Below are 23,908 nucleotides of genomic sequence, written 5' to 3' on the forward strand. Positions count from 1 at the left end.
TGGAAATACGATCGCCGATGTAATGTTATTACTCATGGAGCCGCGATGCAAACAACCGCCATCACTGTACCGACATCTGGTTTTTCTCAACTGAACCCGGTGCGCGCATCGCGATGGCGAACCGTCGCCGGCGCGCTCGCCGCAACCGTCGCATTCGGCCTGCTGCCTGCCGCCGCATTCGCCGAACCTGCCAAGGGCGGCGCCGCCAACCTGGCGATGGTCGGCGAGCCGCAGGGCCTGGACCCGATGATCAGCACCGCGGATCTCGTCGGCACGATCATGCAGCACGTCTACGAACCGCTCTACACCTTCGATGCCAACTGGAACGTGGCACCGATGCTGGCCGAGGGCATGCCGGTGGTCTCCAAGGACGGCCTGACCTACACCATCGCGATCCGCAAGGGCGTCAAGCTCCACAACGGCCGTGACCTGAACGCCGATGACGTCGTCGCCTCGCTGCAGCGCTGGATGGAACTGTCGCCGCGCGGCAAGTCGGTGGGCAAGGAAGTCGCGTCGCTCACGGCCAAGGGGCCGCTCAGCGTCGAGCTCAAGCTGAAGAGTCCGTATGCGCCGCTGCTCGCCCAGCTCGCACTGCCCAGCGGCATGGCCGCGATCATGGCCAAGGAAAGCATCGCGCCGCAGCTCAAGGAATTCATCGGCACCGGCCCCTACAAGTTCAAGGAGCGCCGCCCCGACCAGTTCACGGTGCTGGTGCGCCATGACGGCTACACCTCCCGCAAGGAAGCGCCCAGCGGCTACGCCGGACGACGCGAGGCGCTGCTCGACGAACTGCGCTTCGTGCCAGTGCCCAATGCCAATACGCGCGTCGAAGGCTCGCTCTCGGGCCAGTTCCAGTACGCGGACCTGCTCCCGGTCGAGGCGGTGGGCCGCATCGAGAAGGGCGCGCCGGCCGTCGTGCCGATCGTGACGAAGAATTTCGGCTTCCCCTACATCGTGTTCAACACCAAGGAAGGTGTGCTGGCTTCGCAACCGCTGCGCCGCGCAGTGCAGACCGCGGTGGGGCAGGGCGAGCTGATGGCGGCCGGCTTCGGCGACAACCGCTTCTTCGTGGTCGAGCCCAACTTCTTCCCGAAGGGCACGCCGTATTACTCGGCGGCCGGCAGCAACGCCTACAACTCGCGCAATCCGCAATCGGCCAAGGACCTCGCCGCCAAGGCCGGCTACAACGGCCAGCCGATCCGCATCATGGCGAGCCGTCAGTACGAGTTCCACTACAACATGGCGCTCGTGATGTCCGAGCAACTCAAGAAGGCCGGCTTCAAGACCGACCTGCAGGTGGTCGACTGGGCCACGCTGGTGCAGCGCCGCAACGATGCGAAGCTCTGGGACGTGTACTTCACGCATTCGGGCCTCTTCCCCGAGCCAATGCTCTCGCCGCCGCAACTGGGCGACGGTGCGCCGGGCTGGTGGGAAACCCCGGCCAAGAAGGCGACGCTGACCGCCTTCAACCAGGAAACCGACAACGCCAAGCGCGGCGCGCTGTGGGGCCAGGTGCAGCAGACCGTGTATGACGAGGTGCCCTTCATCGAAGTCGGCAAGTTCAACAGCCTGTCTGCGCGCTCGGCCAAGCTGGAGGGCTACACGCCCGCGATCTGGCCGTTCTTCTGGAACACCGGCCTCGCCAAGTAAACCCCACTCCAGCGAACTCTCCCCATGCTGCGTTTCTTGCTCACCCGCCTCGCCGGGGCGGTGGTGGTGCTCGCCATCGTCGCTGTGCTGGTCTTCGCGCTCACGCGCCTCGCCTCGGGCGACCCGGTCGCGCTGCTGCTTGGCGACCAGGCGACCACCGAGGACATCGCCAAGGCCCGTACCCAGTACGGCCTCGACAAGCCCCTGCCGACGCAGTTCGTGCTGTGGGTGGGCGAACTGCTGCAGGGCAACCTGGGGCAATCGCTGTTTCTCCAGCGCCCGGTGGCGCAGGCGCTGATGGAGCGCGCGGAGCCGACGATGTTCCTCGCGCTGTTCGCGGTCGCCATCGCGGCGCTGATCGGCATCCCTGCCGGCATGGCCGCTGCCATCTGGCGCGGCAGCGCGGCCGACCAGGCCGTGAGCGGCGTGGCCATGCTGGGCGCCAGCATCCCGAGCTTCTGGCTGGGGCTGATCCTGATCCAGTTCTTCGCGGTCAAGCTCGGCTGGTTTCCCACCTCGGGCTACGGTGACCCCAGCGCCTCGTTGCACGAGCGGCTGCACCATCTGCTACTGCCCGCGCTGGTACTGGGCCTGCTGAACTCGGCGCTGATCATCCGCTTCACGCGCGCTTCCATGCTCGACATCCTCGGCGAGGACTACGTGCGCACCGCGCGCGCCAAGGGCCTGCCGGAGCGCGTGATCATGGTCAAGCACGTGCTGCGCAATGCGCTCGTGCCGATCGTCACCGTGCTGGGCCTCACGCTCGCGCTGATGATCGGCGGCACGGTGGTGACGGAGACCGTCTTCAACCTGCCGGGCGTCGGCAACCTGGTCGTGCGCGCGGTGCTGCGCCGCGACTATCCGGTGATCCAGGGCACGCTGCTGGTCATCGCCGCGATCTACGTGTTCATCAATCTCGGTGTCGACTTCATCTATACGCTCGTCGATCCGCGCATCCGGCTGGAGTCGAAATGAAAGCCGCCGTCTCTTCTTTCTTCGCCGGTGCGATGCCGATCGCGCGCCGCCTGTTTTCGCGCAAGGTCGTGCTGGCCGCGGCGCTGGTTCTGCTGCTGGTGGTGGGCGTCGCGCTGGTCTATCCGTGGCTCTCGGATGCCGATCCGGGTGCCATCGAGATCAGCAACCGCCTGCATGCGCCGTCCCTGGAGCATTGGGCCGGCACCGACGAGTTGGGCCGCGACGTGATGCTGCGCATCGTGCACGGCGCGCGCTACTCGCTGCTGATCGGCTTCGTCACCGCGGCCGGCGCGGTGCTGTTCGGGACGCTGATGGGCATGCTCGCCGGCTTCTTCCGCCGGCTCGATGCGCCGATCATGCGCGTCGTCGACGCGATGATGTCCTTCCCGGACATCCTCCTCGGCATCGCACTCGTCTCGATCCTCGGTGTGTCATTGTGGAACGTGATGCTCGCGCTCGTCATCGTCTACACGCCGCGCGTGGCGCGCGTGGTGCGTGCCACCACGCTGGTGCTTCGCGAACTGCTCTTCGTCGATGCGGCGCGCGCGCTCGGCGTGCGCACGCCGCGCATCCTGCGCAAGCACATCCTGCCGAACCTGATGTCGCCGATCCTGGTGCAGGTCACCTTCATCTTCGCCTACGCGATCCTGGCCGAGGCGGGGCTTTCGTTTCTCGGCGTCGGCGTGCCGCCCGACATTCCGACCTGGGGCACGATGATCGCCGGCAGCCTCGAATACGCCGACAAGGCCTTCTGGACGATCTTCTGCCCGGGCCTCGCCATCGTGCTGACCGCACTCTCGCTGCAGATGCTCGGCGATGGCGTGCGCGACCTGCTCGATCCCAAGCTGAGGAAGGCCGCATGAACACCCACACCCTGACGATCCCTCGCCTCGAAGTGCAAGGGCTGTCCACCTCCTTCGCGACCGAGGCCGGCCGCATCCAGAGCGTGGCCGACGTGTCCTTTGCCATCCGTCCCGGAGAAACGCTGGCCCTCGTGGGCGAATCCGGCTCGGGGAAATCCGTCACGAGCCTCAGCCTGATGGGCCTGCATGCGAAGACCTCGCACGCGCAAGTGGAGGGCGAGGCGTGGTTCGTTCGGCGCGATGGGCGCCGGGTCAACCTGCTCGCCATGCCCGAGTCGGAGAAGCGCGCGCTGCGCGGCAACGAACTGGGCATGATCTTCCAGGAGCCCATGACCAGCCTCAACCCGGTGCTGACCATCGGCGAGCAGATCGCCGAGTCGGTGCGGCTGCACCTCAAGCTCGATCGCAAGGCCGCCTTCGCGCATGCGCAGCGCATGCTGGAGCTGGTGGAGATTCCCGCCGCCGCGCAACGGGTACGCGAGTATCCGCACCAGCTTTCCGGCGGCATGCGACAGCGCGTGATGATCGCACTGGCGATGGCATGCAACCCGACGCTGCTGATCGCCGACGAGCCGACCACCGCGCTCGACGTCACCATCCAGGCGCAGATCCTCGCGCTGATGGGCCGCCTCCAGAAGGAGACGGGCATGAGCATGCTGTTCGTCACGCACAACCTCGGCGTGGTCGCGCAGTACGCGGATGCCGTCGCCGTGATGTATGCCGGGCGCATCGTCGAATCGGCGCGGGTGCGCGATCTCTTCGCGCGGCCGGACCATCCCTATACGCGCGGCCTGCTGGCCTGCCTGCCGGGTGTGGCGCGGCGCCGTGGTGCGCCWGCCGCKCCGGGCGGCAGGCGGCCGCAACTGGTGGCGATCCCGGGGCAGGTGTCGAGTCCGTTCTCGCCGCCGCCGGGATGTGCTTTCGCGCCGCGATGTTCATTCCGCCGCGAGGCCTGCGATGCGCGCATGCCCCGGCTCGAATCGGCCGGCGGCCAGCGCATGGTGCGCTGCATCGGGTTCATCGAGGAGCAGGCAGCATGACGACTGAAGCACTGGCGAGCGACAACTTGCTCGATATCCGCAACCTGCGCAAGTACTTCGGCAAGGGCAGCCATCCCGTGCGCGCGGTGGACGACGTGAGCTTCACCGTCCGCAAGGGCGAGACGCTCGGCCTCGTCGGCGAATCGGGCTCGGGGAAGAGCACCATTGGCCGTCTTCTCACGCGCCTGGTCGATCCGACCGATGGCCAGATGCTCTACCAGCCGCAGGGATCGGAAGCGGCTCCGCAGGATCTGGCGGGCATGTCGCAATCGCAGTTCCGGCCGCTGCGCTCCAAGGTCCAGATCATCTTCCAGGACCCGTATGCCAGCCTCAACCCACGCATGCGGATTCGCGACGTGCTCGCGGAGGCGCTCGACACGCACGGCCTCGCCAAGGGTGCCGCACGCAAGCCGCGCATCGAGCAACTGTTGCAGCAGGTGGGCCTGCGCCCCGAGCATGCCGAGCGCTTTCCGCACGAGTTCTCGGGCGGGCAGCGCCAGCGCATCGGCATTGCGCGCGCGCTGGCGGTCGAGCCGCAGTTCATCGTGGCCGACGAACCCTTGTCGGCGCTTGATGTGTCGATCCAGGCGCAGGTGGTCAACCTGCTGGGCGAACTCAAGGAGCATCTCGGGCTGACGCTGCTCTTCATCTCGCACGATCTCGACGTGGTCGAGTACCTGTGCGATCGCGTCGTGGTGCTGTACCTCGGCCGCGTGATGGAGATCGCGCCGACCCACTCGCTCTACGCGCAACCGCAGCATCCGTACACGCGCGCGCTGCTGGCCGCGGCGCCGATTCCCGATCCCGCGCAGCGGCGCGTGGTGCCGCTGCTGCAGGGCGACTTGCCGAGCCCGGCGAACCCGCCTTCGGGTTGCGTCTTCCGCACCCGCTGCCCGCTGGCGGAAGAACGCTGCGCCAGCGCCGACATGCAACTGCGCGAAGTACAACCCGGGCACTGGCACGCCTGCTGGCGCAACGATCTTTGATCTTTGCCCGACCCTGGCCCATCATCGAGAACTTCAACAAGGGACACACATGACGGAAGAGCTCATCCTCGATCACCGCAGCAAGAGCTATCCACTCGAGGCCGTGCCATGCCGCGCCGCGGACATCGGCCAGAAGGGATGGAACGTGCTGGCCGACGACCTGTCGTATCCGCTGGCCGTGATCCGCCGCTCCGCGCTCGCACACAACATCGCGTGGATGCAGGACTACGCGCGCCGCAAGGGCGTTTTGCTGGCACCGCACGGCAAGACGACGATGTCCCCCGAACTCTTCGCGCAGCAACTGGCCGGCGGCGCGTGGGGCCTGACCTTCGCGACCATCTACCAGCTCGCCGTGGGCGTGGAGGCGGGCGCCCGTCGCGCCATCATCGCCAACCAGGTGATGGGTGACGCAGACCTCGACGGACTGGACATGCTGCTGGCCGGGCACAACGACCTGCGCGTGTGGTTCCTGGTCGATTCGCTCGCGCAACTGGCGCTGATCGAGGATTGGGCGCAGCGGCGGCAATGCAGGCGCCGCTTCGATGTCCTGATCGAAGTCGGCATACCGGGCCAGCGTACCGGCGTCCGGACGCTGGAAGAGGCACTCACGCTGGCCGCGGCCATCGCGCGCTCGGACGTCGTGCAGCTCGGCGGCATCGAATGCTATGAAGGCGGCCTGGCCCGCTGCGACAGCGCACACGACGCACGCGAAGTCACCGGGCTGGTGAACCGCGTGCTCGAGATCGCGCGCTGCTGCGACGCCGAGAACCTTTTCTGCGACGACACCGTGATGCTCACGGCCGGCGGTTCGGCTGTGTTCGACCTGGTCGTGCCGCTGCTGCGGGCACAGGGCCTGTCGCGACCTGTGCAGGGCGTGCTGCGTTCGGGCTGCTACATCACGCACGACAATGGCAACTACGCGCGCTTTCTCAAGCAGGTCGAGCAGCGCGAAGGGCTCGATGAATCACTGCGAGCGGCGCTGGAGGTCTGGGCCATGGTGCAGTCCGTGCCAGAGGCGGGTCTCGCATTGCTGACCTGTGGTCGGCGGGATATTTCCTACGATCTCGAAATGCCGATCCCGGTGCGCCACGCGCCGCGCGGCCAACGCTCGTCGGTCGAAGCGCCTGCCGGCTGGACGATCAGTGCACTGAACGACCAGCATGCCTACTTGCGCTTCGATCCCGCAGGCCCTGTGCCGCATGTCGGCGATCGCGTGGCGCTGGGCATCTCGCATCCCTGCACCACTTTCGACAAGTGGCGCTGGCTCGCACTGGTCGAAGACGACGGGGCCGTGACCGGCGCCATCAGCACGCGCTTTTGAGGGCACCGATGAACGACTCCGCAGTCCATCTCCTGCAGCGCCTGCGCGAGCGCATGGCCGAATTGCCGGCTGCACAACGCAGCGTCGTGCAATGCGTTCTCGAGGACCCGCGCGCAGCCGTGGCCGCCACGGTGGAGCAACTCGCGCAGCAGGCCGGCGTCTCGATGCCGACCATCGTGCGCACCTGCCGCAGCTTCGGTTTCGAATCCGTGCGCGAGTTCATGCTGGCTCTGGCCCAGGATCTCGCCGTCACGGGTTCGTACTTGCACCGCAGCGTGCTCGCCGAAGACAGCGCGGGCGACGTGACCAGCAAGATCATTCACGCGGCCGTGTCGTCGCTGACCGAGCTGGGACGCCGCATCGACGTCGGCGTGCTCGATGAGGTCGCCACACGACTGGCCGCCGCGCGGCGCATCGACTGCTATTCGGTGGGTGCCGCGTCGACCTTCATGGCGAGCGAATTGCAGAGCCGCCTGTTCAGGCTGGGCTGCACGTCCAACGCCATCTTCGATGCGCACCAGCAACTGGTCTCGGCCAGCACGCTGGGGCCCGACGGCGTTGCCTTCGTCATCTCGCACGTCGGACGCATGCCCTACACGCTGGAGGCGGCGCGCTTCGCCCGGTCGCAAGGGGCCACGGTGGTGGCGCTGACGCAACCCGACACGCAACTGGCCGAGATCGCCGACCTGGTCATCGGTGTCTCGGTGCCGCAGGATGCGGTGATGCGCGTCGGCACCGAAGCCTATCTCGCGCACCTCGTCGTGATCGAGATCCTGATGGTGCGCCTCGCGCAGAAGCTCGGGCCCGTCGCCACGCGCGGGCTCCAGCAGTTCAAGCAGTTGCTGCACAAGCACGGGTTCGACAGCGCAGAGTATTCGGGCGCGACCGAGACAACCGACGACGAGAGAGCATGACGATGCAAGACACACGGCCCACGCTGCTCCGGGGCGGCCAGATCGTCGATGGCAGCGACAGTCCCGGCTGGCTCGGTGATGTCCTGCTGGTCGGCGATCGCATCGCGTCTGTCGCGTCGCCCGGTGCCACTTCGCCCGAACTGCTGGCGAGCCTTCGTGAGCCGGCGGAGGAGATCGACTGCACCGGCCTGGTCATCGCCCCCGGCTTCATCGACGTGCACACGCACGACGACGCCGCGGCGATCGAGAAGGCCGACATGCTGCCCAAACTGTCGCAAGGCGTGACCACGGTGATCGTGGGCAACTGCGGCATCTCGCTCGCGCCGGTGGTGACCGACGCGCCGCTGGCACCGCTTTCGCTGCTGGGCCGCGGGCAGTTCCGTCACGCCACGATGCGCGCCTACGCCGATGCGGTGAACGCGGCCCGACCCGGCGTCAACGTCGCGGCGCTGCTCGGGCACACCGCGCTGCGAATGCGCCATGTGCCGGCGCTGGACCGCGCCGCCAACGAAGCGGAACGCGCGGCGATGGCCGCCGACATGCAGGAGGCGATGGACGCGGGCGCGCTGGGGCTGTCATCCGGCGTGTTCTACGAGGAAGCCTTTGCGGCCGACGTCGACGAGCTGGTCGCGGTAGCCAGCGTGGCTGCGCGCAATGGCGGCGTGTATGCGACGCACATCCGCGACGAACTCGCAGGCATTCTTCCGGCGTTGCAGGAAGCTGCGCTGACCGCACGGCAGTCCGGCCTTCCGCTGGTGATCTCGCACCACAAGTGCGCCGGCCCCGACAACTGGGGGCGCACGCGAGAGACCTTGCCGCTCATCGAGGAACTCGCGCGCGGGCAGGAGATCGGCATGGACGTGTACCCCTACACCGCCGGCTCCACCGTGCTGCGGGAAGACCTGGTCGACGGCATCATCGACATCCTCATCACCGGCAGCCAGCCGCATCCCGAGGTGGGCGGACGCTACCTGGCGGACATCGCGGCGGAGTGGGGCGTGTCGCAGAAGGATGCCGCCGTGCGCCTGAAGCCCGGCAACGCCTGCTACTTCCAGATGCGCGAGGACGACGTGCAGCGCGTGATCACGCACCCGCTCTCGATGATTGGCTCCGATGGTCTGCCGCACGACGAGCGGCCGCATCCGCGCCTGTGGGGAGCCTTTCCGCGCGTGCTTGCGAACTACTGGCGCGAGAAGGGCCTGCTGCGCCTGGAACAGGCAATCCACAAGATGACGGGCATGTCCGCCTCGCGCTTTCGCATCGGCGAGCGCGGTCTGATCAAGGCGGGCTGCATGGCCGACGTCGTGCTGTTCGATCCGCTGCGCGTGAAGGACGGCGCGACTTTCGAACAGCCGCGGCAGTTCAGCGAAGGCATCGAGCGCGTGTGGGTCAACGGGGTGCTGAGCTATACGGCCGAGGGCCGTGCGACCGGCGCCCGTGCGGGACGCTTCGTGGTGCGCGCAAAGGGTCCGGCACCGCAAGGCTGATGCGCGCTGCGCCAAGGCGCTCTTGTTCCGACGCGCGCCGACCATCAGGGTTTGTCCTGCGGGGCATCGATTTCAATCATCATATGATTTGAATCGACAGCGCTGCAGACCGGCGTTGTCGAGTGCAGATTCGACATTGAAACCGGTTCAGCAGGAGACCTTCCCATGCCCCATTCCATCAATGCAAGGCGCCGCCGCATGCTGCAGGGCCTGGGCGCCGCGGCGATGCTGCCAGTGGCTTTCGCAGTGAAAGCCGACGCCTATCCGACCAAGCCCGTGGAACTCGTCGTGCCCGCATCGGCCGGCGGCGGCACCGACGCACTGGCGCGCGCCTTTGCCGAAGCGGCGAAGAATCACTTCCCGCAGCCCTTCGTCGTCAACGACAAGCCCGGCGCGAGCGGCGTGGTGGGCATGAGCGACGTGCTCAACGGAAAGCCCGACGGATACAAGGTGAGCGTGGTGATCGCGGAGCTCGTGATCTTGCCGCACCTCGGCCTCTCCAAGTTCACCTACGCGGACTTCCAGCCCATCGCACGCCTCAATGCGGACCCAGCGGCGATCACGGTGCGCACCGAGGCGCCGTGGAACACCATCGAGGAGTTCCTCGCCGAAGCCAAGGCGAAGCCGGGCGACATGAAGGTCGGCAATTCCGGCAACGGCTCGATCTGGCATCTCGCGGCCGCGGGCCTCGAAGACAAGGCCGGCGTCAAGTTCAACCATGTGCCTTATCAGGGGGCGGCACCCGGCGTGGTCGCACTGCTCGGCGGTCACATCGATGCGGTCGCCGTGAGCCCGGGCGAAGTCGCGGCGCACGTGCAGGGCGGCAAGCTGAAGATGCTCGCCGTCATGGCCGATCAGCGCCTGAAGGCCTTCGACAAGGTTCCTACCTTGAAGGAACGCAAGATCGACCTGTCGATCGGCACCTGGCGCGGCCTCGCCGTGCACAAGGCCACGCCGCCCGAGATCGCGACGACGTTGCGCGCCACGACGCGCAAGGCCGCCGACGAGCCCATGCTTCGCGAGCAACTCGAGAAGATCAACCTCGGCTTCGCGTACCTCGATGCCGAGGCCTTCGGACAGGCGATGCAGCGCGATCACGAGTACTTCAAGCAACTGGTCCAGAAGCTGGGCATCAAGGTATGAGCGCCGCCGCCAGAAGCGTCGATCGGCCTGAACTGCTGGTCGTCGCGCCCCTGATGCCCTTCCTCATGGAGGCGCTGCGCGGCGAATACACCATCCATGACCGCATCCACGTGAGCGACCCCGCGGCCTTCGCCAGCGTGGCGCCGCGCATCCGCGGCGTGGTTGCCAACGGTGAAGCCAGGGTGCCGCGCGAGTTGATCGCGCAGTTGCCGGCGCTCGAAGTGATCTCGGTGTTCGGCGTCGGCTACGACGGTGTGGACGTCGCGGCGGCGCACGAGCGCGGCGTGCCGGTCACCAACACGCCCGAAGTGCTCAACGACGACGTGGCCGATCTCGCCATCGGCCTGATGCTCGCAGTGGCGCGCCGCATTCCGCAGGCCGACCGCTTCGTGCGTGCCAACGAGTGGCCCAATGGGCCGATCGCGCTGAGCCGCAAGGTCACGGGCAGCCGGCTGGGCATCGTCGGTATCGGACGCATCGGCCAGGCGATCGCGCACCGCGCCGCCGCTTTCAGCATGGAGATTGCCTACACAGCGCGCTCTCCACGCCCGAACCTCAACTACATGTATTACCCCGACGCCGCATCGCTCGCGGCGGCGGTCGACTTTCTGGTCGTCATCACGCCCGGCGGCGCAGCCACGCGCGGCATGATCGATGCGCGCGTGCTCAAGGCGCTCGGACCCGACGGCTACCTCATCAATGTCGCGCGCGGCACGGTCGTCGACCAGCCCGCGCTGATCGAAGCATTGCGCGACGGCGTCATCGCCGGCGCCGGGCTCGATGTGTTCGTGAACGAGCCCAACGTGCCCGAGGAACTGCGCGCCATGCCCAACGTGGTGCTGACCCCGCACATCGGCAGCGGCACGAAGCAGACGCGCGAGGCGATGGGACAACTGACCTTCGACAACTTGCGCGCGCACTTTGCGGGCCAACCCCTGCTCACGCCAGTGGATGCCTGAGGGCGTTGCCTCCAGTGACCAAGAACACCCACGGCAGAACGCTCGACCTTCTGGGCGAGGCGATCGTGTCGCGCCGCTACGCCATCGGGGCACCGATGCCGGCGGAGCCCCTCCTGTGCGAGGAGTTCGGCGTCAGTCGCACCGTGGTGCGCGAGGCCGTGAAGTCGCTGGTGGCGAAGGGGCTGATCGTGACCGGTCCCAAGGTCGGAACGCGCGTGTTGCCCGACGATCGCTGGAACTGGTTCGACCCCGATGTCATCACCTGGCAGGCCCGTGCCGGCCTCACGCCCGAGTTCCTGCGCGACCTGCAGGACCTGCGCCGAGCGGTCGAGCCGGCAGCGGTTCGGCTCGCCGCCGAGCGGGCGACGGCGGATGACATCGAGGAAATCGAAGCCGCGTACGCCGGCATGAAGCACGCGGTGGAGTTCGGCGGCGACTACGTGACCTTCGACCTGCGCTTTCATCACGGCCTGCTCCGCGCCGCGAACAACCGCATGCTCGCGCAGATGAGCAAGGCGCTGCATGCCTTGCTGCGAACGAGCTTCGAGATTTCCACCATCAAGAAGGACGGCCCGGCGCAATCGCTGCCGATGCATCGCGCGGTGCTCGATGCGGTGATCGCGCACAACCCGGCGCGTGCCGAGCGGGCCATCATCAAGCTGATCGACGGTGCGCGCGAGGACATCGAGGAGGTGATCGGCTCGCGCCGGCGCCTGCCGCGACTCAGCCGTCCGCCACCCCGTCTCAAGGCTGCCGCCTGAGGCGCGCCACGGATTCCAGTTTCCCAACCCTCCGCTCGTGGACCGAGCGACCCCGTCGCAAAAAACAAGGAGACAGAAGCATGAAACTCAAAGCACTCGTGATACCGACGTTGATGGCCCTGGGCCTTGCCGTCGCAGGCCAGGCTTCGGCACAGGAGAAGCTCACCGTCTGGTGGGTCAAGGGCTTCTACAAGGCGGAGGACGACGCCTTGTTCGCCGCCATCAAGAAGTTCGAGGAGAAGCACAAGGGTGTGAAGGTCGAACTGTCGCAGTACCCGGTGCAGGACATGATCCCCAAGACCGTCTCCGCGCTCGATTCGGGCAGCCCGCCCGACGTGGCCTACGCTGACGTCTACGACTTCCAGGTCACCGGCAAATGGGCGTACGACGGCAAGCTGGAGGACATCAGCAGCGTGATCGGGCCGATGGCGTCGCGCTTCGCGCCCAACACGGTCGAGACCACCTTCCTCTACAACGACCAGACGAAGTCGAAGGCCTACTACGCCTTCCCGATCAAGCAGCAGACGATGCACATCAACTACTGGATCGACATGCTGGCGGAGGCGGGCTTCAAGGAGTCGGACATCCCGACCACCTGGAAGGACTACTGGTCGTTCTGGTGCGAGAAGGTGCAGCCGGCCAGCCGCCAGAAGAGTGGCAAGCGCACCTTCGGCACGGGCATGCCGATGGGCGTGGATTCGAGCGACTCGTTCTATTCGTTCCTGACCTTCGCGGATGCGTACAACGTCAAGATGGTCAGCGACAGCGGCAAGCTGCTGGTCGACGATCCCGCCGTTCGCGCAGGCCTGATCGGCGCCATGACCGACTACGTGGCGCCCTACCAGAAGGGCTGCACGCCGCCGTCGTCCACGAGCTGGAAGGACCCGGACAACAACGTCGCCTTCCACAACAAGACGACCGTGATGACGCACAACGCGACGATCTCGCTGCCCGCCAAGTGGCTCGACGATTCGAACAACGCGACGCTCACGCCGGAGCAGCGCGAGGAAGCCAAGAAGAACTACTTCGAGCGCATCCGCACGGCCGGCTTCCCGACCAAGCCCGACGGCACCAAGATGGTCTACCGCACGGCCGTGAAGACGGGCGTGGTGTTCAAGGACGGCAAGAACAAGCAGCGCGCGAAGGAGTTCGTCTCCTTCCTGATGCAGGAAGAGAACCTCACGCCGTACGTCGAAGGCTCGCTGGGCCGCTGGTTCCCGGTGACCAAGGCAGGGCAGGCGAGCCCGTTCTGGCAGGCCGATGCGCATCGCAAGTCGGTCTTCAACCAGTACGCCGCGGGCACGGTGACCTTTGAATTCACGAAGAACTACAAGTTCACCATCCTCAACAACGAGAACGTGTGGGCCAAGGCGATGAACCGCGTCGTGAGCGACAAGGTGCCGGTGGACAAGGCGGTCGACGAGATGATCGAGCGCATCAAGACGGTTGCACGGTGATGATCACCCCCAGCCTCGCCCACTGCGTGTGGCTCGGGCACCCCCTTCCAGGGGGCAACCCCGGCGGCCCGGCGAAGCCGGTTCCGCGGGGTTTCTGGCCTTTCGTTCCGGGCGGAACGATCTGGGGGGCAACGAAAACCGAAAGTCCGGAGAGGCAGTCATGAGTTCGACCGCAAGCGCCGTGACCGCGGCCGGCACCGCCGCGACACCTGCCATCAAGCTCGGGCGCTGGCAGTTCTGGGGGAGACTGATGGTCATCCCCTATCTGCTGGTGTTCGTGATCTTCGTGCTCTACCCGGTGTGCTACGGCCTCTGGCTGGCACGCCATCCGCAGAGTTACGAGCACCTGGTGGCCGACCCGATCTTCTTCCGGTCGGTCATCAACACGATCATCTTCCTGGTCGTGGCCATCAACGTGAAGATGCTGGTGGCGCTGGTGCTCTCGGGCTTCTTCGTGCAGTCGCGCTGGTGGATCAAGATCCTCGCGGGGATCTTCATCCTGCCGTGGGCGGTGCCGTCGATCCCGACCATCCTGTCGGTGCGCTTCATGCTCAACCCCGAGTGGGGCGTGATCAACAGCACCATCTTTCACCTGACCGGGCTCGACGGGCCGAACTGGCTCAACGACCCGACGCTCGCACTGAGCTTCGCGATGCTGATGCACATCTGGAAGTCGCTGCCGTTCTGGACGCTGATCCTGGTGGCGGGCCGGCTTTCGATACCGACGGAGCAGTACGAGGCCGCGTCGGTGGACGGGGCAACTTCGTGGCAGAAGTTCAAGTTCATCAGCTGGCCGGCGCTGCGCACGCTCTACGTGACGTCGCTGATCCTGTCGATGATCTGGACGCTCGGTGATTTCAACAGTGTCTACCTGTTGACCGGCGGTGGTCCGGCTGACTTGACGCACGTACTCGCCACGCTGGGCATTCGGTACTTGCGACTCGATCAGGTCGATCTGTCGATGGCTTCGATCGTCGTGGCATTGCCGCTCATCCTGCCCCTCGTGTATTTCATGATGAAGAGGCTCTCGAAATGAACCCCCACGCTCCTCACTGCGTGTGTTCGCTGCCCCCCGAGGGGGCGCTCGCCCTCCTAGAGGCGGCTCGTCGGAGGGCGAAATGAAGCGCTGGACCCTCAAGTCCGTCGGCACCGAGGCCAAGCTCCTGCTGATCGGCATCCCCGTGTTCCTGTGGACGATCATCCCCGTCTATCACATGGTGCTGTTCGCGATCTCGCCGCGCGGCGAAGCGACGAGTGGTCGCCTGTGGCCGAAGTCGCCGACGCTGGACAACTTCAGCACGGTCTTTCATCAGAGGCACTTCTATCTCGATCACTTCTGGGTGCAGCTTGGCAACTCCGTGCTGATCGCGGTTGCGGTCGGTGCGATCACGTTGTTCGTCGCGACCACCTCCGCCTTCGCTATCAGCCGTCTGCGGGTGAAGGGTGGACGCACGGTGATGAACATGGCGCTCTTCACCTATTTCATCCCCGCAGCCTTCCTGGCGGTGCCGATGTACAAGACCATGGGCAACTATGGTCTGCTCAACAGCCAGTGGTCGCTGATCCTCGCGATGGTGACCATCGCCTCGCCGTACTGCATCTGGGTGCTCAAGCAGGCTTCGGACAAGCTGCCCTACGAGCTGGATGAGGCTGCGCGCATGGATGGCGCATCGCCGTTGCAACTCTTCAGGCTGGTGTATCTGCCGCTGATGGTGCCGTCGCTGGTCGCGGTCGGTACCTATGCGTTGCTGCTGGCGTGGAACGAGTATCTCTATGCCTTCCTGCTGCTGTCGAACGACCGCAGCGTGACGCTCGCGGTAGCGCTGGGCAACTTCCTCGCGGCCGACGATTCGCCATGGGAACTGCTCATGGCAACAGGCTTGATCTACGCGTTGCCTCCTGCGGCGATTTATTACACCTTCAAACGCTACATGGTCGGCGGTATCACGGCCGGAGCTGTAAAGAGCTAAGGGAGATAGAACAACATGGCATCAGTCACTTTTCAGAACGTCCAGAAGTCCTACGGCAAGACACAGATCATCGAGCGGCTCGGCTTCGACATCGAGGACGGCGAGTTCGTCGTACTGGTCGGGCCGTCGGGCTGCGGCAAGTCCACCTTGCTGCGGATGCTGGCGGGCCTGGAGGACATCACCGGTGGCGAGATCATGATCGACGGCCGCGTGGTCAACGAACTCGAATCGAAGGACCGTGACATCGCGATGGTGTTCCAGAGCTATGCGCTCTATCCGCACATGACGGTGGGCGAGAACATGGGCTTCAGCCTGCGCCTGCGCAACGCCGACAAGGGCGTGACCGAGAAGCGCGTGGCGGATGCGGCGAAGATCCTCAATCTCGACAAGTTGCTCGGACGCTACCCACGAGAGCTCTCGGGCGGCCAGCGGCAGCGCGTCGCGATGGGGCGCGCCATCGTGCGCGATCCCAAGGTGTTTCTCTTCGACGAGCCGTTGTCGAATCTCGACGCGAAGCTGCGCGTCGCGATGCGCGCGGAGATCAAGGCGCTGCACCAGCGATTGAAGACCACCACCGTGTACGTCACTCACGACCAGATCGAGGCCATGACCATGGCCGATCGCATCGTGGTGATGCATGACGGCGCGGTGGAGCAGATCGGCACGCCACTCGAACTCTATGACCGGCCGGACAACCTGTTCGTCGCGCAGTTCATCGGCTCACCGGCGATGAACGTGATCGAAGGGACCGTACGGCGCAGCAATGGGCGCTGCACCGTTGAGGCGCACGGCGCGATGTGGCCGGTGCCTGCCGGAACGGCGGCGGAAGAGGGCAAGACCGTGCATTACGGTGTCCGGCCGGGCGACATGACGCTATCGGATCCGGCCAACGGCGTGCCGGCCAAGGTCATCGTGGTCGAGCCGACGGGTGCGGAGACGGAACTGCTGGTCGAAGTCGGGGATGCGAAGATCACGCTCGCCATCCACGGGCGGGTGGATGCGCAGCCTGATCAGATGGTCGGGCTGGTGATTGCCAGTGAGAGCGTGCATCTCTTCGACCGGCAGAGTGGGAAGCGGCTCGGGTGAGGGGACTCGAAGAAGTCAGAAGGCGTAGTTCAGGTTGAAGCCCGCCGCGATCTTCGCGGTGGGGAAGCCCTCTGGCTTGCTGATGGGTGCTCCCAGGAAGAAGTCATAGCTGAGGCCCCGGTAGGCACCACGAACACCCACCACGCCACCGGCCAGTTCATCACCTACCTGATCCTTGGCGGCAGCACCGCCGACGTGCCCGTAGTCCACGCCCGCATAGAGTTCCGCTCCGCTCTGGCCGGCGGCCCAGCCAAGGTCGTTGCGAATGAACCAGCCGCGCTCGCCCAGGAGACTGTTCTCGCCATCGAAGCCGCGCACCGTGTAGCGCCCGCCAATCGCGAACTGGTCTTCCAGCGCGAGGGGCGTTCGATTCCACTGCCCTCGCCAAAGCGAGCCGTAGCGCAGTCGCTCGCTGCCGACCTTGAAAGGTGCCTTCAGGCTGACCTCGGCCGTGAACAGCTTCATGCGCGAGGTGCCCTCGCCGTACGACGCTTCCGGCGCTTCGAGCGAAGTGAAGGCGTCAGTGCCTCGGCGGTAGGCCAGTGTGCCGTCCAGCGTTGCCTTGTCGATGAATTCGCGATGATTGAGGCTGGTCTCCCAGCCGCCGGCTACGCGGTTCTGGGGGGCGATGCCGGCGTCTTCAACGGAGCTGCGCGACCTGCGGTGGAAGGCGCGTATCGACGTGGTGCTCTTGCGCGAACCGCCGCGGTGGAATGAACGTGACAGGCGCAGTTCGGTGTTGTTCGTGTTGCCTGTGTAGTTGTCCGCGAGGCCTGTGACGGATTGGAAGTAGTCGCTCCGCGAGGCCGTCGCGCTCAGCAGCCAGTAGCCGTAAGGGACGGAGTAATGCATGGTCTGCCCTCTCCTGCCCTGTCCCTTGTGATCGAGGGCGTCGTGGTTCAGGCTGGCTTGGAAAAGATCGTTCAGGCCGAGTGGGCCATCCCACGCGACAGTGGCTCCTGCCTGGATCTTGCCCTCGGTCTTGATGCCGCTGTCGTCCAGGTTCAGGCTCCAGCGCAGTGGGCGCTTGCGTATGTAGGTGACGACCAGTTCCCTGTCACCTGGCCGGGCATCGGGCGCCATGGGCGCTTCGATCTGGATGTCGGCGTCGACAGTGGGCAGGCGCTTGAGGTTCTCCAGCGCGTGCTCGATGTCGCGCATGTTGAGCAGGTCGCCAACCCGCGCAGGGATCGCACCGCGCAGGCTCGTGACGTCGGCTTGCTTCCCGCCATCCTTGAGGTCCTTGAAGCGGATGGCGGCAATGCGGCTGGGCACCAGCGCCAGAGCCAAGGTTCCGGTCGTCGGATCCTTCGGCCCGACGAGCACGCGGGTCGTGACGTAGCCCTTGGCGCTGATTGCCTGCTGCACGCGTGCCAGGAGCACGTTCACGCCGACCGGGCCGAGGCAGCGGCCATGCCAGTCATCGACCACGCCGCCGGAGTGACCGGCGGATTCCAGTGCCCAACGAAAGTCGTCAGCGAGTTCGCCCGAGAGCGCGAGTTGATCGATGCGAAAGCACGGCGCCTCATCCTTCGGCAAGGCTTGCCCATCGGTGACCGCGGGCGCCAGGCGGTCATCGACGATGCGACGCTGCTGTTGTTCGTGCATCGTGCGTTCGCGATCCTGCTGTCGCAGTTCTTCGGCAATGGGTCCGGGCGTTGGTGCGATCAGCGCGTGGGAACTGAAGGACGCAGCCGCAAGCGCTGCGACGGCGAGATTGGAAGCAAGGCGAGCACCCACCACGGGTCGTGCCCGCCGATGGGTACGAGAAGTCATGATTTCCTGGGACTGTCGGAGACGCTGGAGTGGCCCGGTTCAGTTGTCGGCGGACTCCGCGAAACTGAAGGGCGTCGGCTGCAGCCGGGATTGCTGCGAAGGGACTCCAGGAGTCTAGAAAAGCACTGCCAGTCGGGTCTACAGGAACTGTCTTCTTTGGATTCAGAGGTTTCCACCGAAAGGCGGGCACCAATGAAAAAGGGCGCCGAAGCGCCCTTTTGTCTGCAGGATGGTCGAATTCTCAGCGACCGAACGAACGGCCACCGCCGCCGTATCCGCCACCGCCGCCACCGCCGCCACTGTAGCCGCCGCCGGAGCGCCCGCCACCCGAACGGCCGCCGCCGCCACCACCGCCGGAACGATTGCCGCCGTATCCGCCACCGCCACCGCCGCCGCGACGACCGCGACCGCCGCCAAGGCTGTCGACGCTCGTGCGCAACGGATCGGGCTGGCCTGCTGCGCCGCCGCCTGCCAGCGCTTCGGCGCGCAGGTGCGCCACCGCATCGGCTTGCGTCGGACTGTGGCTGTTGCCGTGATGACGCGGCTGGCGCTCTTCATGCGGCAAGTGGTCGTGATGATGATGGTGCACCGGTGCATGGTGCGGCGCGCGCGCCGGTCCTTGCGATCCGCGTGCCGGACCCTGGCCGCGGCCGCCCTGACCACGCTGACCCTGACCCTGGCCACCGCCATTGGCGCTGCGACCGGCCGGGGCACCCTGGCCCTGACCGTTGCCGCCGCCGCGACGCTGGCCCCCGCCATTGCCACCGCCGCCAGCGCGTTCGCCCTGGCCGGCCTTGTTCTCGCGGATGCGCTGCATCATTTCTTGACGGGCCGCCTTGGCGGCAGCTTGCATCACGTCTCGGCTCGGCGGACGTCCGGCGCCGCCCCAGATGGTCTGGCGGCCCATGGCGATGGGCTCGGCGCGTTCGCCTTCCTCGGGCCCGAAGCCTTCGATCGTCTTGACCGGGATCTGCTGCTTGGTGAAGCGTTCGATCTCCTGCATGAAGCCTTCTTCGTCCAGGCAGACCAGGCTCACGGCCTCGCCGCTGGCGCCCGCGCGGCCGGTGCGGCCGATGCGGTGCACATAGTCTTCGCTGACGTTCGGGATCTCGTAGTTCACGACGTGGGGCAGTTCGTCGATGTCGATGCCGCGAGCGGCGATGTCGGTCGCGACCAGCGCACGGATGTCGCCGCTCTTGAAGCCGGCGAGGGCCTGCGTGCGTGCGCTCTGGCTCTTGTTTCCGTGAAGGGCCATTGCCTGGATGCCGTTCTTGGTCAGGAATTCGGCGACGCTGTTGGCGCCGAACTTGGTGCGGGTGAACACCAGCACCTGGCTCCAGTTGTGCTCGTTGATGATGTGCGCGAGCAGCGCCTTCTTCTTGCCGCGGCCGACCGGGTGGATCACCTGCGTGATGCGTTGCACCGTGGTGTTGCGCGGCGTGACCTGGATGCTCTGCGGGTTCTTCAGCAGCGTAGCGGCGAGGTCACGGATCTCGTCGCTGAAGGTGGCCGAGAACAGCAGGCTCTGCTTTTCCTTGGGCACCAGCGCCAGGATCTTCTTCACGTCGTGGATGAAGCCCATGTCGAGCATGCGGTCGGCTTCGTCGAGCACGAGCATCTGCACCGTCGAAAGGTCGAGCATGCCCTGCTGTTGCAGGTCGAGCAGGCGGCCGGGAGTGGCCACGAGGATATCGACGCCGCTCTTGAGCTTGCTGATCTGCGGGTTCATGCCGACGCCGCCGAAGATCACGGTCGAACTCAGTTGCAGGTACTTGCCGTAGGTCCGGACCGATTCCTCGACTTGGGCCGCGAGTTCACGCGTGGGGGTCAGCACGAGGGCGCGAACGCCGGTGCCGCCGAACTTGTTGGTGGCGCTGCGGCTCATGGTGAGCTTGTGCAGCAGGGGGAGGGTGAAGGCAGCGGTCTTGCCGGTGCCGGTCTGGGCGCCGCCCAGAAGGTCATGGCCGTCGAGGACGGCGGGAATCGCCTGCGCCTGGATCGGCGTGGGGGTTTCGTAGCCCTGCTCATGCACGGCTTTCAAGATGGCCGGGGCCAGCTTCAGTTCATCAAAGTTCATTGAGTTCAACAAGCGCCCTACACGGCGCAGTGGTATCCACCCGCTCGGGCGTCAAGTCGGACGTCGAGCCAGTAAGGGCGGATGAAGGTCAGAAGTGGGAGCCTGAAAGCCTGTCCTTTGAGAGAGAAAGGCTTTCTTCGTCCCCGGCAGAGAGCCGGCGTTGCGGGCAACTGGACCCGGCAACAGACGCTATTGTCGCATGAGTCGATAATCGCTGGTTCGGCGCGCCCCGTTCCGGGCGAACGCGCAATCCCTCTCACCCTCTGGAATGCAAGCAATCTGATGGCCCAGTACGTCTACACCATGAACAAGGTCAGCAAGACCGTGCCGCCCAAGCGGCAGATCTTGAAGGACATTTCGCTTTCCTTCTTCCCCGGCGCCAAGATCGGCGTACTTGGCCTGAACGGCTCGGGCAAGTCCTCGCTGCTGAAGATCATGGCCGGCATCGACAAGGAGATCGAAGGCGAGGCGTTGCCCATGCCCGGTCTCACGATCGGCTACCTGGAGCAGGAGCCCAAGCTGAATGCGGCGCACACCGTGCGCGAATCGGTCGAGGAAGCGATGGGCGCCGTCTACGCCGCCAAAGCGCGCCTCGAGGAGGTGTACGTGGCCTACGGCGCCGAAGACGCCGACTTTGACGCGCTGGCCGCCGAGCAGGCCGAGCTCGAAGCCATCATCGCCACCGCCGGCACCGACTCCGAGCACCAGCTCGAAATTGCCGCGGACGCACTGCGCCTGCCGCCATGGGACGCCAACATCGGCGTGCTCTCCGGCGGTGAAAAGCGCCGCGTCGCGCTGTGCCGCCTGCTGCTGAGCAAGCCCGACATGCTGCTGCTCGACGAACCGACCAATCACCTGGACGCCGAATCCGTCGAGTGGCTCGAAGTGTTCCTGCAGCGCTTTCCGGGCACCGTGGTGGCCATCACCCACGATCGCTACTTCCTGGACAACGCCGCCGAGTGGATCCTCGAACTGGACCGCGGCCGCGGCATCCCATGGAAGGGCAACTACAGCACGTGGCTGGAGCAGAAGGGCGAACGTCTCGCGCAAGAGCAGAAGAGCGAGGAAGCCCACGCCAAGGCCCTGAAGAAGGAACTCGAATGGTCGCGCCAGAACCCCAAGGCGCGCCAGGCCAAGAGCAAGTCGCGTCTGGCCCGCTTCGAGGAACTGAGCGATTTCGAATACCAGAAGCGCAACGAAACGCAGGAAATCTTCATTCCGGTGGCGGAGCGCCTGGGCAACCAGGTCATCGAGTTCAAGAACGTCACCAAGTCCTTCGGTGACCGCGTCCTGATCGACAACCTGAGCTTCGAGATCCCCGCGGGCGCGATCGTCGGCATCATCGGCCCGAACGGCGCCGGCAAGTCGACGTTGTTCAAGCTCATCGCAGGCAAGGAAACGCCGGATTCGGGCGAAGTGGTGATCGGCCAGACGGTCAAGATGGCCTTCGTCGACCAGAACCGCGATGCGCTCGGCAACGAAAAGACCGTCTGGGAAGACATCTCGAACGGCCTCGACATCATCAACGTCGGCAAGTTCCAGATGGCGAGCCGGGCCTATGCCGGGCGCTTCAACTTCAACGGCGCGGACCAGCAGAAGAAGGTCGGCACGCTGTCCGGCGGTGAACGTGGTCGCCTGCACCTGGCCAAGACCCTGATCGCGGGCGGCAACGTCCTGATGCTGGACGAACCGTCGAACGACCTGGACGTCGAGACGCTGCGCGCGCTCGAAGACGCGCTGCTCGAATTCGCGGGCTCCGTGCTGGTCATCAGCCATGACCGCTGGTTCCTCGACCGTATCGCGACGCACATCCTCGCGGCCGAAGGCGACAGCCAGTGGACCTTCTTCAACGGCAACTACCAGGAGTACGAAGCCGACAAGAAGAAGCGCCTGGGCGAAGAAGGCGCAAAGCCACACCGGATGCGCTTCAAGGCGCTGAAGTAACAAGGGCTAATCCGGGCGCCGCAAGGCGCTGCCGAGGGGCAAACTCCGGCTCATTCCAGTTCGGCGCGGCAAGTGCGAGAAGGGGCGGGCATGAAAGCGGCAATTCGATGCTTCGCGGCGGCGCTGGGGCTTCTTGCAGGCTGTGGAGGTGGCGGCGGCGGCGCCAACATTTCGGTCGCAGCCTTTGGCGTGGGCGCCACGGCGATCGTCCCTTCGCCGGCGGTACCGCCCGCACAACCGACCAACACTCCGTCCACGCCGCCTCCCGCCGCTCCCGCGGGTCCTACGGCGCCGATGAGTTTCAAGGTCACCGAGGTCGCGACAGGCCTCGACACGCCCTGGGGCCTCGCCTTCCTGCCCGACAAGCGCATGCTCATCACGCAGCGCGGCGGGCAGTTGAGATTGCGCAACGCCGACGGTACGCCCGTCAATGGTGGCGCTGACCAGGTCAGTGGCGTTCCGGCGGTTGCCGTGGTCGGGCAGGGCGGCCTGCTCGATGTGGCGGTCGATCCCGCGTTCGCCAGCAACCGGCGCATCTACTTCACCTACGCCGAGCGTGACGGATCGAATCCCAACCTCAACGGCACCGCCGTCGCGCGGGCCGAACTCGATACGTCCAACCGCAGCCTTGGCAACGTGGTCGTCATCTACCGGCAGTCGCCGAAGGTGGACAGCGCTGCGCATTTCGGCTCGCGCCTGGCATTCGATCGCAACGGTTATCTTTTCGTCACGATGGGCGAACGCCTGCTCGACACGCAACGCGCCTTTGCGCAGGACCTCACGCGCGGCAATGGCAAGGTCGTGCGCATCACCACCGACGGCGCGCCGGCACCCGGCAATCCGTTCGCGTCCACGCCGGGCGCGCAGCCGCACATCTGGAGCTACGGGCATCGCAATCCGCAAGGAGCCGCACTGCATCCGACGACGGGAGATCTCTGGACCAGCGAGCACGGCCCGCAAGGTGGCGACGAAGTCAACCTGACGCTGCCCGGCCGAAACTATGGCTGGCCTGTCATCAGCTACGGGCAGGAATACGGGACGCTCACCCAGGTCGGCGAGGGCACTGCCAAGGCTGGCATGGAACAGCCGCTCATCTATTGGCAGAAGATCGATGGTTCGGCATGGACGCCGGGAACGGCCAAGTCATCGATTGCGCCGAGCGGGATGGCCTTCTATACCGGCGATGCGCTCCCGGCCTGGAAGGGCAATCTTTTCATCGGCGCACTCGCCGGCACGGCGCTCTGGCGCCTCACCCTCGACGGCAACTCCGTGACAGCGGCCGAACGGCTTCTTGCCGATCGCGGCGACCGCATCCGCGACGTCCGCCAGGGGCCGGACGGCTGGCTGTATCTGCTCACGGATAGCAGCAACGGCAAACTGCTGCGCCTGGAGAGATAGCTCGCCCCCAGGCTTCGCGCACTTCGTGTCGCTTCGCCCACCCCCTGCCGGGGGCAATACCGGCGGCCCGGCGGAGCCGGTTCCGCGGTATTCCTGGGTGT

At 66.0% G+C, this 23,908-nt stretch carries 19 protein-coding genes; 17 read left to right on the top strand and 2 right to left on the bottom strand.

The window, feature by feature from the left end; all coding sequences use genetic code 11:
• Positions 1-45: 45 nt before the first annotated feature.
• The 15 genes from AC1D3B_RS17835 to AC1D3B_RS17905 all read left to right on the top strand — a co-directional run bounded on the left by AC1D3B_RS17835 (position 46) and on the right by AC1D3B_RS17905 (position 16,612).
• Positions 46-1,650, top strand: a complete 1,605-nt coding sequence (locus tag AC1D3B_RS17835; RefSeq protein WP_478191987.1) for an ABC transporter substrate-binding protein — start codon at positions 46-48, stop codon at positions 1,648-1,650.
• A 24-nt stretch (positions 1,651-1,674) separates the two neighbouring features.
• Entirely contained in the window at positions 1,675-2,625 is a 951-nt protein-coding gene (locus tag AC1D3B_RS17840) for an ABC transporter permease (RefSeq protein ID WP_478191988.1), read from the top strand.
• A complete protein-coding gene (locus AC1D3B_RS17845) occupies positions 2,622-3,488 on the top strand; it encodes an ABC transporter permease (protein WP_478191989.1) in 867 nt (288 codons plus the stop codon). The genes AC1D3B_RS17840 and AC1D3B_RS17845 overlap by 4 nt, the downstream gene beginning before the upstream one ends.
• Positions 3,485-4,528 (top strand): ABC transporter ATP-binding protein, encoded by a 1,044-nt coding sequence (locus tag AC1D3B_RS17850; RefSeq protein WP_478191990.1) that lies wholly within the window; start codon positions 3,485-3,487, stop codon positions 4,526-4,528. Before AC1D3B_RS17845 ends, AC1D3B_RS17850 begins: the two co-directional genes overlap by 4 nt.
• Positions 4,525-5,514 (top strand): ABC transporter ATP-binding protein, encoded by a 990-nt coding sequence (locus tag AC1D3B_RS17855; protein ID WP_478191991.1) that lies wholly within the window; start codon positions 4,525-4,527, stop codon positions 5,512-5,514. The genes AC1D3B_RS17850 and AC1D3B_RS17855 overlap by 4 nt, the downstream gene beginning before the upstream one ends.
• A gap of 49 nt (positions 5,515-5,563) precedes the next feature.
• Positions 5,564-6,835, top strand: a complete 1,272-nt coding sequence (locus tag AC1D3B_RS17860; RefSeq protein WP_478191992.1) for an amino acid deaminase — start codon at positions 5,564-5,566, stop codon at positions 6,833-6,835.
• Between the two features lie 8 nt (positions 6,836-6,843).
• On the top strand, positions 6,844-7,749 hold the full coding sequence (locus tag AC1D3B_RS17865) for a MurR/RpiR family transcriptional regulator (protein ID WP_478191993.1): 906 nt from the start codon (positions 6,844-6,846) through the stop codon (positions 7,747-7,749).
• Entirely contained in the window at positions 7,746-9,236 is a 1,491-nt protein-coding gene (locus AC1D3B_RS17870; protein ID WP_478191994.1) for an N-acyl-D-amino-acid deacylase family protein, read from the top strand. The genes AC1D3B_RS17865 and AC1D3B_RS17870 overlap by 4 nt, the downstream gene beginning before the upstream one ends.
• A gap of 165 nt (positions 9,237-9,401) precedes the next feature.
• Positions 9,402-10,379 carry a Bug family tripartite tricarboxylate transporter substrate binding protein gene (locus AC1D3B_RS17875; RefSeq protein WP_478191995.1) on the top strand — a complete coding sequence of 326 codons (978 nt, stop codon included), beginning with the start codon at positions 9,402-9,404 and terminating at the stop codon, positions 10,377-10,379.
• The gene (locus AC1D3B_RS17880; protein WP_478191996.1) at positions 10,376-11,338 is read left to right on the top strand and encodes a 2-hydroxyacid dehydrogenase; all 963 of its coding nucleotides are present in this window, start codon (positions 10,376-10,378) and stop codon (positions 11,336-11,338) included. Before AC1D3B_RS17875 ends, AC1D3B_RS17880 begins: the two co-directional genes overlap by 4 nt.
• Before the next feature lie 14 nt (positions 11,339-11,352).
• Positions 11,353-12,099, top strand: a complete 747-nt coding sequence (locus tag AC1D3B_RS17885) for a FadR/GntR family transcriptional regulator (protein ID WP_478191997.1) — start codon at positions 11,353-11,355, stop codon at positions 12,097-12,099.
• A gap of 80 nt (positions 12,100-12,179) precedes the next feature.
• Positions 12,180-13,556, top strand: coding sequence for an ABC transporter substrate-binding protein (locus tag AC1D3B_RS17890; protein ID WP_478191998.1), 1,377 nt, complete (start codon positions 12,180-12,182; stop codon positions 13,554-13,556).
• Between the two features lie 160 nt (positions 13,557-13,716).
• Entirely contained in the window at positions 13,717-14,592 is an 876-nt protein-coding gene (locus AC1D3B_RS17895; protein ID WP_478191999.1) for a carbohydrate ABC transporter permease, read from the top strand.
• Between the two features lie 82 nt (positions 14,593-14,674).
• The gene (locus AC1D3B_RS17900; protein WP_478192000.1) at positions 14,675-15,526 is read left to right on the top strand and encodes a carbohydrate ABC transporter permease; all 852 of its coding nucleotides are present in this window, start codon (positions 14,675-14,677) and stop codon (positions 15,524-15,526) included.
• A 15-nt stretch (positions 15,527-15,541) separates the two neighbouring features.
• Positions 15,542-16,612: an ABC transporter ATP-binding protein gene (locus AC1D3B_RS17905; protein WP_478192001.1), complete on the top strand. Its 1,071-nt coding sequence runs from the start codon at positions 15,542-15,544 to the stop codon at positions 16,610-16,612.
• 15 nt (positions 16,613-16,627) lie between these two features.
• On the opposite strand, the gene AC1D3B_RS17910 is transcribed toward AC1D3B_RS17905, so the two are convergent.
• Both AC1D3B_RS17910 and AC1D3B_RS17915 read right to left on the bottom strand, forming a co-directional pair.
• Positions 16,628-18,388, bottom strand: coding sequence for a ShlB/FhaC/HecB family hemolysin secretion/activation protein (locus tag AC1D3B_RS17910; RefSeq protein ID WP_478192002.1), 1,761 nt, complete (start codon positions 18,386-18,388; stop codon positions 16,628-16,630).
• Between the two features lie 241 nt (positions 18,389-18,629).
• Positions 18,630-20,465 carry a DEAD/DEAH box helicase gene (locus AC1D3B_RS17915; RefSeq protein WP_478192003.1) on the bottom strand — a complete coding sequence of 612 codons (1,836 nt, stop codon included), beginning with the start codon at positions 20,463-20,465 and terminating at the stop codon, positions 18,630-18,632.
• A 282-nt stretch (positions 20,466-20,747) separates the two neighbouring features.
• On the opposite strand from AC1D3B_RS17915, the gene ettA reads away from it, so the two are divergent.
• Positions 20,748-22,409: an energy-dependent translational throttle protein EttA gene (gene ettA, locus AC1D3B_RS17920; RefSeq protein ID WP_286522890.1), complete on the top strand. Its 1,662-nt coding sequence runs from the start codon at positions 20,748-20,750 to the stop codon at positions 22,407-22,409.
• 90 nt (positions 22,410-22,499) lie between these two features.
• Positions 22,500-23,807: a PQQ-dependent sugar dehydrogenase gene (locus tag AC1D3B_RS17925; protein WP_478192004.1), complete on the top strand. Its 1,308-nt coding sequence runs from the start codon at positions 22,500-22,502 to the stop codon at positions 23,805-23,807.
• Positions 23,808-23,908 lie beyond the last annotated feature (101 nt).

It is taken from the genome of Variovorax sp. P5_A3, from assembly GCF_056400665.1.